This window comes from Micromonospora avicenniae, from assembly GCF_900156065.1.
GTDB classification, from domain to species: domain Bacteria; phylum Actinomycetota; class Actinomycetes; order Mycobacteriales; family Micromonosporaceae; genus Micromonospora; species Micromonospora avicenniae.
In genome coordinates, this window is the sequence record NZ_FTNF01000006.1 from 239161 (window position 1) to 251844 (window position 12684).

Annotated in this window: 10 protein-coding genes; 4 read left to right on the forward strand and 6 right to left on the reverse strand. The window is 72.7% G+C overall.

The genetic code is table 11. The annotated features are described in order from the left end of the window. Nucleotides 1–63: 63 nt before the first annotated feature. Together smc and BXA10_RS12610 are read left to right on the forward strand one after the other, a co-directional pair. Nucleotides 64–3660 (forward strand): chromosome segregation protein SMC, encoded by a 3597-nt coding sequence (gene smc, locus BXA10_RS12605; RefSeq protein ID WP_076470496.1) that lies wholly within the window; start codon nucleotides 64–66, stop codon nucleotides 3658–3660. Then, nucleotides 3657–4277 carry an HAD family hydrolase gene (locus tag BXA10_RS12610; protein ID WP_076470497.1) on the forward strand — a complete coding sequence of 207 codons (621 nt, stop codon included), beginning with the start codon at nucleotides 3657–3659 and terminating at the stop codon, nucleotides 4275–4277. The genes smc and BXA10_RS12610 overlap by 4 nt, the downstream gene beginning before the upstream one ends. 38 nt (nucleotides 4278–4315) lie before the next feature. On the opposite strand, the gene BXA10_RS12615 is transcribed toward BXA10_RS12610, so the two are convergent. Then, nucleotides 4316–5266, reverse strand: coding sequence for an SMP-30/gluconolactonase/LRE family protein (locus BXA10_RS12615; protein WP_076470498.1), 951 nt, complete (start codon nucleotides 5264–5266; stop codon nucleotides 4316–4318). Nucleotides 5267–5342: 76 nt separating this feature from the next. On the opposite strand from BXA10_RS12615, the gene BXA10_RS12620 reads away from it, so the two are divergent. Beyond that, nucleotides 5343–6317, forward strand: coding sequence for an ArsR family transcriptional regulator (locus BXA10_RS12620; RefSeq protein ID WP_076470499.1), 975 nt, complete (start codon nucleotides 5343–5345; stop codon nucleotides 6315–6317). 9 nt (nucleotides 6318–6326) lie between these two features. Here the strand turns inward: BXA10_RS12620 and BXA10_RS12625 are convergent, their stop codons facing one another. The 5 genes from BXA10_RS12625 to BXA10_RS12645 all read right to left on the reverse strand — a co-directional run bounded on the left by BXA10_RS12625 (nucleotide 6327) and on the right by BXA10_RS12645 (nucleotide 11325). Next, nucleotides 6327–6848: a DinB family protein gene (locus tag BXA10_RS12625; RefSeq protein WP_076470500.1), complete on the reverse strand. Its 522-nt coding sequence runs from the start codon at nucleotides 6846–6848 to the stop codon at nucleotides 6327–6329. A 45-nt stretch (nucleotides 6849–6893) separates the two neighbouring features. Then, nucleotides 6894–7388 (reverse strand): universal stress protein, encoded by a 495-nt coding sequence (locus BXA10_RS12630; RefSeq protein ID WP_076470501.1) that lies wholly within the window; start codon nucleotides 7386–7388, stop codon nucleotides 6894–6896. 10 nt (nucleotides 7389–7398) lie between these two features. Beyond that, the gene (locus BXA10_RS12635) at nucleotides 7399–9000 is read right to left on the reverse strand and encodes an MDR family MFS transporter (protein ID WP_076470502.1); all 1602 of its coding nucleotides are present in this window, start codon (nucleotides 8998–9000) and stop codon (nucleotides 7399–7401) included. Between the two features lie 149 nt (nucleotides 9001–9149). Then, nucleotides 9150–9587 (reverse strand): MarR family winged helix-turn-helix transcriptional regulator, encoded by a 438-nt coding sequence (locus BXA10_RS12640; RefSeq protein WP_076470503.1) that lies wholly within the window; start codon nucleotides 9585–9587, stop codon nucleotides 9150–9152. A gap of 25 nt (nucleotides 9588–9612) precedes the next feature. Next, nucleotides 9613–11325 (reverse strand): alkaline phosphatase D family protein, encoded by a 1713-nt coding sequence (locus BXA10_RS12645; protein ID WP_076470504.1) that lies wholly within the window; start codon nucleotides 11323–11325, stop codon nucleotides 9613–9615. A 152-nt stretch (nucleotides 11326–11477) separates the two neighbouring features. Here BXA10_RS12645 and ftsY point away from each other — a divergent pair, with 152 nt between their 5' ends. Continuing rightward, nucleotides 11478–12668, forward strand: coding sequence for a signal recognition particle-docking protein FtsY (ftsY, locus tag BXA10_RS12650; protein WP_076470505.1), 1191 nt, complete (start codon nucleotides 11478–11480; stop codon nucleotides 12666–12668). Nucleotides 12669–12684: the final 16 nt, after the last annotated feature.

Consider the following 12684-nt stretch of genomic DNA (forward strand, 5'->3'; position numbering starts at 1 on the left):
GCGAGTTCACCAGGTCCGCGCAGCCGGCGACGGTACGGCGGCCACCGGACGAGGATCGAGAAGGTGTATCTCAAGAGCCTGACGGTGAAGGGATTCAAGTCCTTCGCCTCCGCGACGACGCTCAAGCTGGAGCCGGGGATCACCTGCGTGGTCGGTCCGAACGGCTCCGGCAAGTCCAACGTCGTCGACGCCATCGCCTGGGTGCTCGGCGAGCAGGGCGCGAAGGCGCTCCGCGGCGGCAAGATGGAGGACGTCATCTTCGCCGGCACCGCCGGGCGGGCGCCGCTGGGCCGGGCCGAGGTCACACTGACCATCGACAACACCGACGGCGCCCTGCCGATCGAGTACACCGAGGTCTCCATCACCCGCCGGATGTTCCGCTCCGGCGAGAGCGAATACGAGATCAACGGCGACTCGTGCCGCCTGCTCGACATCCAGGAGTTGCTCTCCGACTCCGGCATCGGCCGGGAGATGCACATCATCGTCGGTCAGGGCCGGCTCGACGGCATGCTGCACGCCAAGCCGGAGGATCGGCGGGCCTTCATCGAGGAGGCGGCCGGCGTACTCAAGCACCGCAAGCGCAAGGAGAAGGCGCTGCGGAAGCTCGACGCGATGCAGACCAACCTCAACCGGCTCACCGACCTCACCACCGAGCTGCGCCGTCAGCTCAAGCCGCTGGGCCGGCAGGCCGAGGTGGCCCGGCGCGCCGCCGCCATCCAGGCCAACCTGCGCGACGCCCGGCTGCGGCTGCTCGCCGACGACCTCGCCACGCTCCGCACCACCCTCGACAAGGAGATCGCCGACGAGACCGCGTTGCGTGATCGGCGCGAGCACGTCGAGGCCGAACACACCGAGGTGCAGCGACGCCTCGGTGAACTGGAGGCGGCCCTCGCCGAGGATGCGCCGCTGCTGGCCTCCGCGCAGGACACCTGGTACAAGCTCTCCGCGCTCCAGGAACGGTTCCGGTCGATCGAGCAGCTGGCTCTGGAGCGGTTGCGGCACCTGAGCGCGACCCCCGACGACGAACGCCCGGGCCGTGACCCGGACCAGCTCGAGGCGGAGGCGGAGCGGGTACGCGAGCAGGAGGAGGAGCTGCGCGCCGCGCTCACCGACGACCAGATCCGGCTCGCCGAGGCCGTCGAGCACCGGCAGGAGCTGGAGCGGCAGCTCGCCGCCGCCGAGCGGGAACTGGTCGCGGCCGCCAAGGCGATCGCGGATCGGCGGGAGGGACTGGCGCGGCTGACGGGCCAGGTCAACTCCGCCCGGGCCCGGACCACCAGCGGCGGCGAGGAGATCGACCGACTCGCCGCCGCCCATGCCGACGCGCTGGGCCGGGCCGAGAAGGCCCAGGCCGACCTGGACGCGGTGGCCGCCCAGTCCACCGAGGCGGACCGGGACAACGCCGACCTCGACGAGCGGCACGCCGAAGCGGTGACCGCACACGAGCGGGCCCAGGCGGCCGTACGTGCCCTGACCGACGCCGAGCGCGCCGCGGAGAAGGACGCCGCCACCTGGAAGGCACGCGAGGAGGCGCTCGCTCTCGGCCTGCGACGCAAGGACGGAGCGGGTGCCCTGCTCGCCCGGGCCGGCGACGTGCCGGGCCTGCTCGGTAGCCTCTCCGGCCTGCTCACCGTCGCGCCGGGCCACGAGGCCGCGCTCGCCGCCGCACTGGGCGGACTGGCCGACGCGGTCGCGGTGACCGGTGTCGACGAGGCCGTGGAGGCGATGCGGCTGCTGAAGATCTCCGACGCCGGTCGGGCCGGCCTGCTGGTCGGCAGTCCCGCCGGACCGGGCATGGACGGCCCGGCTGACGCGCTGCGCCCGAAGCTTCCGGACGGCGCGCGTTGGGCGCCGGACCTGGTCGAGTGCGCCGAACAGCTGCGGCCGGCGGTGCACCGGGCGCTGCGCGACGTGGTGCTGGTCGACGACCTCGCCGCGGCCGCCGAGCTGGTCGCCGAGAATCCGGAGCTGCGCGCGGTCACACCCGACGGTGACGTGGTCGGTGCGTACGCGGCGGCGGGCGGGTCGGCGAAGGCGCCCAGCTACATCGAGGTGCAGGCCGCCGTCGAGGAGGCCCGGGCGAACCGGACGGTCGCCGAACAGACCGCGGCCGAGCTGCGCGACCAGCTGACGGAGGCGCGGACCGAGGTGGCTGCCGCCAAGGAGGTGGTGCAGCACGCCGCCGCCGCCAAGCGGGAGGCGGAGAGCCACCGCAACGCCGCCGCGCGGCGGCTGGCCGAGTTGGGCGCGGCGGCCCGTTCGGCGAAGGCGGAATGCGAGCGCCTCGGCGAGTCCCGGGCCCGCGCCGAGGCGGCCCGGGAGCGGGACCTGTCGGCCCTTGCCGAGCTCGAGGAGCGGCTCCGGCTGGCCGAGGAGACCCCGCTCGACGCCGAGCCTTCCACCGAGGAGCGGGACCAGCTCGCCGCGATGGTGCCCCAGGCGCGGCAGAACGAGATGGAGGTCCGGCTGGCGGTGCGTACCGCCGAGGAGCGGGTCGCCTCGATCGCCGGACGGGCCGACTCGTTGTTCCGGCAGGCCACGGCGGAGCGGGCGGCGCGGGAGCGGGCCGCGGCCCGCCGTGCCGCCCGGACCCGGGGTGCGGCGATCGCGCGGGCGGTCGCCGGGGGCGCGCGTGCGGCCCTCGTCCAGCTGACCACCTCGATCGCCGCGGCCGAGGAGCAGCGCGACGAGGTGGCGCGGGAGCGGGCCGCGCGGGAGGCAGAGCTTCAGGAGGTACGCGGCGCGGCCAAGCGGCTCGGCGCCGAGCTGGAACGGCTGACCAGCCAGGTGCACCGGGACGAGGTGGCCCGCGCCGAGCAGCGGCTGCGCATCGAGCAGCTGGAGGCGAAGGCGGCGGAGGATTTCGGCCTGGACGTGGAGACCCTGGTCGCCGAGTACGGGCCGGGGCAGCTCGTCCCGCCCACCCAGGCCGACGTGGCCGCCGCCGAGCGGGACGGCCTGCCAGTACCGGAGCCGGTCCGTTACGAGCGCCCGGTGCAGGAGAAGCGGGCGGCCAAGGCGGAGCGCGAGCTGGCCCTGCTCGGCAAGGTGAACCCGCTGGCCCTGGAGGAGTTCGCGGCGCTTGAGGAGCGCTACAAGTTCCTCTCGGAACAGTTGGAGGACCTCAAGGCGACCCGCCGGGACCTGCTCACCGTGGTCAAGGACGTCGACGACCGGATCCTGGAGGTCTTCGCCAGCGCGTTCGCGGACACCGCCCGCGAGTTCGAGCAGGTCTTCGAGGTGCTCTTCCCCGGCGGCGAGGGCCGACTGGTGCTCACCGAACCGGAGGACCTGCTCACCACCGGCGTGGAGGTGGAGGCCCGGCCGCCGGGCAAGAAGATCAAGCGGCTCTCGCTGCTCTCCGGCGGTGAGCGGTCCCTGACCGCGGTGGCCATGCTCGTGGCGATCTTCCGGGCCCGGCCCAGCCCGTTCTACATCATGGACGAGGTGGAGGCCGCCCTCGACGACGTGAACCTCGGCCGGCTGATCACGCTCCTCGCCCAGCTGCGGGAGAAGAGCCAGCTGATCGTGATCACGCACCAGAAGCGGACCATGGAGATCGCCGACGCGCTCTACGGCGTGACCATGCGCGGCGGCGTGACCCAGGTGATCAGCCAGCGGCTCAATCGGGCCGACGACGGGCAGGAGGAGAACGGGTGAGTCGGGAACGCGCGACAGCGCTCCTGGTGGATTTCGACGGCGTACTGCGGCGCTGGGATCCGGCGGTCGCCGCCGGGGTGGAGCAGCGCTACGGACTGGCCGGGGGCGTGCTCCTCGAGATCGCCATGCAGTGGGGGCGGCTCCAGCCGGTGCTCACCGGGCAGGTCAGCCACGCGGACTGGATGACCAGCGTCGCCGACGCGCTGACGGAACCCGCCGGCGGCGCGGAGCGCGCCCGGGCCGCGGTCGAAGAGTGGCAGAGCTATCGGGGCGAGGTGGACAACGACCTGCTCGACTTCGTCCGCGAGGCCCGGGCCGGCGGCATCCGCGTCGGTCTGGCCACCAACGCGACGGACCGGCTGGAGGAGGACCTCGCCGTGCTCGATCTGGCCGGCGAGTTCGACGCGGTGGTCAGCTCGTACCGGCTCGGCGTGAACAAGCCGGCCAAGGAGTACTTCCAGGCCGCCTGCCAGGCCGTCGCCACCCCGCCCGACCGGGTGCTCTTCATCGACGACGAGGACTGGTCCGTACGCGGCGCCCGCGCGGCCGGGCTCTCCGCCCATCGCTGGACCGGCCCCGGTGACCTGCGCTACCTGCGAGCCGCGCTGGCCTACTGAACCGACCCGACCGCGGAGCCGGTTCGTGCCGGCCCGGATCAGCCCAGTCCCGGCACCTCCGTCACGGTGAACGGCGGTGTGGGCACGGCGGCGTTGAGCTGGCTGTTGACCCAGAGCAGGCGATCCGCGTCCCGCGCCAGGGTGGTCGGCGACTGCGCCAGCGGCGCGGTTCGGGACTGACCGATCACCCGCGCGACGCGCCCGCCGGGGTCGAGGACCGCCACGTTCACGGCGAAGAGCCAGTTGCCCCGCCCGTCGGGGAAGTTCACCACCCCGTACAGCCGGTCGCCGTGCAGCAGCAGGCCGTCGGCGCCCAGTTGACCGCCGCGCACGTCGACGACGGTGGCCGTACGCCGTGGTAGGTCCACCCGGTAGAGGCGTTCGCTGCCGGGAACACCCGTGCCCTGATCGGCGACGAGGGCGAGTCGCCCGTCCGGCGTGGCCACGATGCCGTTCAGGAAACCGGGAGTGGTGGGAAAGTCGTGCGCGGTGAGCCACGGGGTGAGGTTGCCGATCCTGGTGCCGTCGACTGCCGCGCGCCACAGGGTCCCGGTGGCCGAGTCGGTGACGTACACGGCGTCGTCGGTGACCACCAGGTCGTTGAGGGCGGCGGCGGGAGCCGTCCGCCGGGCTAGCAGCACGCCGTCCGGGGCGTACACGAAGAGGGTGCCGGTGTCCCAACCGGCGATGTGGAGCCGGCCGCGCCGGTCCGTGTGGATCCCGGCGGCGCTGGTACGACCGTCCGAGCCGGCCGGTAGGAACGGTCGCAGCTCCGATCGGCGGACGTCGCCCCGGTAAACCGCTCCGGTGGCGGCGCTGCTGACGTACATGACGCCCTCGGCGGTGACCGTGATGCCCTCGGGCAGCACCCCCTCCTCCCGGGAGACGACGTAGGTGTCCGGGCGTCCGTCGAGGGCGCCGACGGGATGTCCGGCCGCGACAGTCAGGAGGCTGAGAGCGGCGGTGGCCGCCGCGATGAGGCTGTTCATACGCGGAGGGTGCGTGCACCGTGCCTTCGTCGCCACACCCTTTCGGTCCAGGCTGAAGCTGGCTACGGTCTGCGCCATGGTGACCCTGCACCTGAACGCGGCGGACGTCAGCCGAACCACGGTGCGGTCCGCGCCGTCGGTGTTGTTGGAGCTGGCGGCCGCGGGTCAACGCCTGCTCCAGCCGAACGCGCCGGAGCATCTCGTGCGGTGGCGGGCGCGGACGCGTGCCGCGCTCCGCCCCTCCATGCGTCCCTACCTCGACCTGTGCCGCCTACCGGGGTGGCTGCCGGATTTCCTCACCCCACCGAGCCTCGGCAGCGTGTTCGAGGTTGCGCTGCGCGATCTGGCCGAGACGCCGCCCGCTCGGCTCGCGATGGAACTCGGCCCCCGTGTCGAGGCTGGTGAGGTACCGGCCCGGGTCGGTGCGCTGGCTCGCGCGGAACCGGCCGCCCGGGAGCAGCTGCTGGCAGCGATGCGGGCGTTCCACGAGGTGGCGGTGGCGCCGTACTGGGCGACGCTCTCGGGAGCCGTGCAGGCCGAGCGGACGGTCCGGGCGCAGGCCCTGGCCGAGACCGGAATCGACGGGGTTCTGCGCAACCTCGGTCCCTACCTGTCGTGGCGGTCCGCCGGGGCCAGGTATGAACTGTCCTACCGGTGCGCGTTCGGCATCGAATCGGATGTGGTGCCGGACGGCCGTGGCGTAACGCTCGTCCCGAGCTACTTCCTTCCGCACCCGAGCGTCCTCGACGATCCGGGCGGTCCGCTCATCCTCGCGTACCCGGTGCGCCCGCCCCGTCGCGAGCCGGCCAGCCGGGAATCCCTGGCGAACCTGCTCGGGCGTACCCGGGCCGCGGTGCTGGGGCTGACCGTCGACGCGCTCAGCACCTCGCAGATCGCCCGGTCGCTCGACATCTCGGTCGCCTCGGCCAGCCAGCACACGTCGACGCTGCGGGCGGCCGGCCTGATCACGTCGCATCGCGACGGGGTCAGTGTCCGCCACACGCTCACCCCGCTGGGCGAGCAGTTGCTACGGGCCGGCCACGCCCGGTGACCGCCGGCCTCAGTCGCCGGTGACGCCGTCGATCCGCTCGCGGATCAGGTCGGCGTGCCCGTTGTGCCGGGCGTACTCCTCGATCATGTGCAGGTAGACCCACCGCAGGTTGAACGTGCGCCGCTTCGGGCCCACCTCGGTGAAGGTCTCGTCGAGCGTCCGGCCGGCCACGGCGGCCCGGGCCAGCTCGACCTCGCGGTGGAACGTGGCGAGGTCGGCCTCGGCGTCGGCGCGGCGCACGTCGTGGTCGGCGTCCGGGTTGTCCGGAGTGAAGTAGGGGTAGTCCACCGTCTCGCCGGCGAAGTTCTCCCGGAACCACCAGGCCTCCACCTCGGCCAAATGGCGGACCAGCCCCAGCAGGGTCAGCCCGGAGGGTTCGACGCTTGCCGTGCGCAGTTGCTCGGCGGTCAGTCCCGCGCACTTGAGCAGCAGTGTCTGCCGGTGGTAGTCGAGCCAGCTCTCGAGCATGGCGCGCTCGTCGCCGACGGTGATCTCAGGGGTCCGGACGACGGCCGGTGCGGTCCAAGTCATGGCGGCCATCCTTCCCGGGCCCCTGAGAACAGGCCAGCGGGTTTGTCAGGGCACCACGACGACGGGCCAGCGACCGGTGCGGACGAGTCGGGTGGCGACCGAGCCGACCAGCCGGTGGCCGGCCTGCTCGGACGCGCCGACGACCACCATGTCGGCCTGGTACTCGTCGGCGGCGTCGCGCAGCTCGTTGTACGGGTCGCCGCGCCGGCACTCGAACGTGATCGGCAGGCCCAGTTCCTGAGCGGCCCGCTGGATCTCCTTGCGCAGCTCCGCCCTCAGGTCGTCCTGAGTGCGCTGCAACGCGGCGGCGTCCACGCCGGGCATCATCGAGACGAGACCGTTCGGCGCGTTGACGAAGACCACCACCAGTGAGGCGCCCTGCCGCCGGGCCAGGCCGGCGGCGTACGACCCGGCCCGCTCCGAGGTGCGGGTGCCGTCCACGCCGACCAGCACCACCCGGGGGCCGTCTGTTCCGCGTTCGAACGGCCGCGGTTGGGCTTGCGGGCCGTACTGCTCACGGTCGGGGGCTCCGACGCTCATGACCTCTCCCTCACCTCTGCTCGTCGGTACGCGTGGCGCTGGCCACCGTCAGTTTCCTCTCCATGTCAACAACTGGCACGTCGTCGTTGTGCCGGCGCAGGGGCACCTCCTTGATGAAGCTCACCGCGATCAGCGCGAGCAGGGTGAAGGGTGCGGCGGCGAGGAATATGTCGCCGGCGCCGTGGCCGTACGCGCCCTCCACCACCGCCCGGATCGGGGCGGGCAGCGCGTGCACGTCCGGCAGGGCGCCGCCCCCCGAGCCGGCGGCCGGGACCCCGCGCCGCGCGAGACCGTCGGCCAGGTAGCCCTTCACGTTGTGGGCGAGGACCGCGCCGAGCGCGGAGACGCCCACGGCGCCGCCCAGGGTGCGGAAGAACGCGACCACGCTGCTGGCCGCGCCCAGCTCGTGCGGGCGAACGGTGTTCTGCACGGCGAGCACCAGGTTCTGCATGGTCATGCCCAGGCCGATGCCGACCAGCGCCATGTAGCAGCTGAGCAGCGCGAAGTTCGTGTCGGCGCGGAGCGTGCCCAGCAGCGCGAAGCCGACGGTGAGCAGCGCCGAGCCGGCGACGAGGTACCGCTTCCAGCGTCCGGTCCGACTGATCACCCGACCGGAGAGCGTGGAGGAGACCACCAGGCCGAGGATCATCGGCAGGGTCATCAGACCGGCCATGGTCGGGCTCTCTCCGCGGCTGAGCTGGAAGTACTGGCCGAGGAAGACGGAGGCGCCGAACATGCCGACACCGACCGCGACGCTGGCGACGGTGGCCAGGGCGATGGTGCGGGAACGGAACAGGCGCGGCGGGATCATCGGTTCGGCGGCGCGGGTCTCGATCCGGATCGCGAGCGCGCCGAGCACCACCGCACCGCCCACCATCGCCACGGTCGCCCAGGACATCCACGCGAACTGGTCGCCGGCGAGGGAGACCCAGATCAGCAGCACCGAGACGGCCGCGGTGATCAGTGTGGCGCCCCACCAGTCGATCTGCGCCTTGCGCTTCACCACCGGCAGCCGCAACGTCTTCTGGAGCACGACGAGGGCGGCCACGGCGAACGGGACTCCGACGTAGAAGCACCAACGCCAGCCGAGCCACGAGGTGTCGACGATCACGCCGCCCACGAGCGGGCCGCCGATCGTGCCGGCGGCCATCACGGCGCCGAGGTAGCCGCTGTACCGGCCCCGCTCGCGCGGCGCGATGATCGTCGCCAGGATCACCTGGGCCAGGGCGGTCAGACCGCCGGCACCCACGCCCTGCAGCACCCGACAGGCGATGAGTTCACCCGTGCCCTGGGCGGCGCCGGCGAGCACCGACCCGAGTACGTAGATCAGCAAGGCGATCTGGATCAACGCCTTCTTGCTCATCAGGTCGGCCAGTTTGCCCCAGATCGGGGTGGTGGCCGTGGTGGCGAGCAGTGCGGCGGTGATCACCCAGGTGTAGGCGGACTGACCGCCGCCCAGGTCGGTGATGATCCGCGGCAGCGCGTTCGAGACGACCGTCGAGGAGAGGATCGCGACGAACAAGCCCAGCAGCAGGCCGGAGAGGGCCTCCAGCACCTGCCGGTGGGACATGTTCAGGGCGGTCGTTGGTGGGGGCGCTGTCGCCTGACTCATCGTGCAGCCTCCGGGCTGGTCGAGGGGAGGGAACGACGTTCGGCGGGGGTGACGCCGAGGCCGGTCCGCAGGAGAGTTGCCTGGGGCAACTTTTGGTTGCCTGGAGCAACAACTAACCGGACGTATCCGATATTCCCCTTCCCGCGGAATCAGGACCAGGCGTCGTTGAACTGGCCGAGCAGCCGGCCGAACTCCGCCACGTCCCGATCCGGCCAGCTCTCCAGCACCCGCCGGATGTGATCCATCCGCGCGGCCCGCGCCGCGTCGAAGCGCTGCCGGCCCTCCTCGGTCAGGCTCAGCTGAGAGGCCCGCCGGTCGGTCGGGTCCGGCGTACGGCGCACCAGACCGAGCTCCTCCAGCGCCCGGATCTGCCGGCTCAACGTGCCCTTGCCGATGCCGAGCCGGCCGGCCAGGTCGGTGAGCCGGATCGAGTCGCACCGGCGCAGCCAGAGCAGCAGCCCGTAGGCGTTCGGCTCGAGATTCTGGTGCACCTCCCGGGCGACCTCCCAGGAAACCGCCCGGCCGCGCCGCAGCAGGGCGGTCAGCTCGTGCTCGACCGCCCGCAGCGTCTCCAGGTGCTCGTCCACGGCCTAGAGGGTACGGGGCCGACCGTCAGGCCGCGTCGGTGAGCCGCCGGCGCATGACCGGTCGCAGGTGACCGTCGCTCGTCGTGCCCTCGATCGTCACCTCGGCGTCCCGCCCCTGGTGCACGAGCGTGGCGATGGCATTGCCGAAGTACGGACCGGCCAACTTGCGCCAGCGCACGCCCGGGCTGCGTACGCCCGCCGAACGGGCCAGCGCCCAGGCCGCACCGGCGGGGCCGGGGGACCAGCCGATCCGCATCAGCGGCTGGATGGCGGCCGGCACCTGGTTGTGGATCGGGGAGCAGGTGAGCTGGTGCACCGGCGTGGTCACCGACGGATCGTCGAACCGGGCGCGCGCCACGTACGAGTGGTGCACGTCGCCGGAGAGCACGCTGATCGACGCCGGTGGGGCGTACGCCGGCCCGGCCCCCACCCGGTCACCCGTGCGGCCCGGGCTGCCGCTGCCGATCCGGGCGAACGTCGCGCCGAGGGCCTCGAACGACCGGCGGAACGCGGCCCAGTGCTCCAGGTCCAGCCCGCGACGCAGCTTCTCGGAGACGCGGGCGACCCAGGGCCGCCGGGAGTCGGCCAGCCGCTCGTTCCACGCCTCGACGTGGTGGATGCCCGGCGGCAGCAGCCAGGGCAGCGAGGCGCCGACGACCAGGTGGTCGTAGACGCCGTGCGCCTGGTCGAGGAACCAGGACCACTCGCCGGGCGGCAACATCGCCCGGTTTGTCGGTTCCAGCACCCGGCTGCACCGGTTGTCCAGCATGACCAGCCGGGTCCGGCCCAGGTCGAGCGCGTAGCTCCACTGGTACTGCACCGCGCGCCAGCGCTCGGTGTCGTGCGCGAGGTCGGACTCCTTGTCGACCCGCTCGCCGAACTCGCGCAGCACGCCGGTGGCGTCCTCGGCGGCGAGGATCTTGGCGAGCAGCGGGTCGGTGGCGATCTCGTCGGGCGCGAGGTTGCCGAGGTGCTGGTAGACCCAGTACGACGCGAGCCCGCTGCCGATCCGTTCGGCCCACCACGGCTGCCGGCGGGCGTCGGCCCGCCAGGACGCCGAGGTGTTCCAGTCGTCGATGATCTCGTGGTCGTCGAAGATCATGACGCTCGGCACGGTGGAGAGCAGCCAGCGGATCTCCGGATCGCGCCAGGACTCCAGATAGAGCTTGGTGTACTCGTCGAAGCTGACCACCTGGTCGGCCGGAGCGCCCCGCGGGCGGCGACGGCGCCGCCGCAGCAGCCGGCGCACCGTCGGTGACGTGACGTCCGCGTAGACCTGGTCGCCGAGGAGCACCAGCAGATCGGGCAGCGCCGCCGGCTCGAAGTCGGCCATCAACCGGCGGGCGTACGCGTCCAGCGCGTCCGGGGGCAGCTTGCGCGCGGTGGCGTGCTGGGTCGTCTCCCGGCAGGAACCGAAGAGCAACCGCACCGGCTGGTCCCGGTCGTCGGCGGCCCGGGTGCGGATCACGCTCGGCGGGAATCCGGAACCGGGCACCGGCCACACCACCTCGTCGTCGACCAGCACCTCGTACGTCGTGGCGCTGTCCGGGTCCAATCCCTCGACGACGACGAGCGCGTAGTGGTGGTCGTACGCGGTGAAGGTGTGCGCGCTGCCACCGGCGCCGTCGGCGGTGCGGACGCGGACCACGGCGGGCGCGGCGGTCTCGACCCAGACGGTGGCGCGTGTCCCTACCACCCGGCGCAGCAGCGGACCTATGAGCAGGTGGGGGGCAGGCATTGGCAGGACCTCCGGGATGAGCGGACTTCATCTTTCCCTACCCGGCCGGCGGTCGCACCACTGCTGGCTGTGACCGAGACTACCGCCGCCTCCGGACGGGTCCCGGGTGCGGTGGCTGGGACGTCGCCGCCGGCATCTGACAGGATTTCGGCATGACGGATTACCTCCTCATCGCACTCGTGCTGCTCGGTGTGCTGGTCCTCGGCGCACTCGGGCTGGTCGTGCCGCGCCTGCGCCGCCGCCCGGAGCCACCGCTGCCGACGACGGAGGTCGACACCCGGGCCGAGGAGGACCTGGCCGGTCCGCCCGTCGAGGCAGCGGAATCAGACCTTTCCACGGGAGTGCTGGTCGAGGCGCCGCCCGTCGTGGAGGTTCCGGCGCCGGTGCTGGAGATCCCGGAGCCGACCGCCGGCCGCCTGGTCCGGTTGCGCACCCGGCTGTCCCGTTCGCAGACCGTCTTCGGCAAGGGGCTGCTCGGCCTGCTCAGCCGGGAGCACCTCGACGAGGACACCTGGGAGGAGATCGAGGACAGCCTGATCACCGCCGACGTCGGCGTCGACGCCACCCGCGAGATCGTCGACCGGCTGCGCGAGCGCACCCGGGTGCTGGGCACGCGTACCGCCGGCGAACTGCAGGTGCTGCTCGCCGCCGAGCTGGTCAACGCACTCGACCCGACGCTGGACCGTTCGCTGCGGACCGCTCGCAAGGACGGCGTACCGGCCGTGCTGATGGTGGTCGGCGTCAACGGCGCGGGCAAGACCACCACCTGCGGCAAGATCGCCCGGGTGCTGGTCGCCGACGGCCGGAGCGTGCTGCTCGGCGCGGCCGACACCTTCCGCGCCGCCGCCGCCGACCAGCTTGAGACGTGGGGCAGCCGGGTGGGCGCCGAGACGGTCCGCGGCCCGGAGGCCGCCGACCCGGCCAGCGTCGCCTTCGACGCGGTCCGGCGCGGCATCGACAGCGGCGTGGACACCGTGCTCATCGACACGGCCGGGCGTCTGCAGAACAAGGTCGGCCTCATGGACGAGCTCGGCAAGGTCAAGCGGGTGGTGGAGAAGCACGGCCCGATCGACGAGACGATCCTCATCCTGGACGCCACCACCGGGCAGAACGGCCTCGAGCAGGCACGGGTGTTCACCGAGGTGGTCAACGTGACGGGCGTGGTGCTCACCAAGCTCGACGGCACCGCCAAGGGCGGCATCGTGATCGCGGTGCAGCGCAAGCTCGGCATCCCGGTGAAGCTGGTCGGCCTCGGCGAAGGGCCGGACGACCTGGCGCCGTTCGACCCGGCCCAGTTCGTCGACGCGCTGCTCGGCACCGAACCCGCGGCACGGGACGCGTAGGCTCGGGTGGGCACTG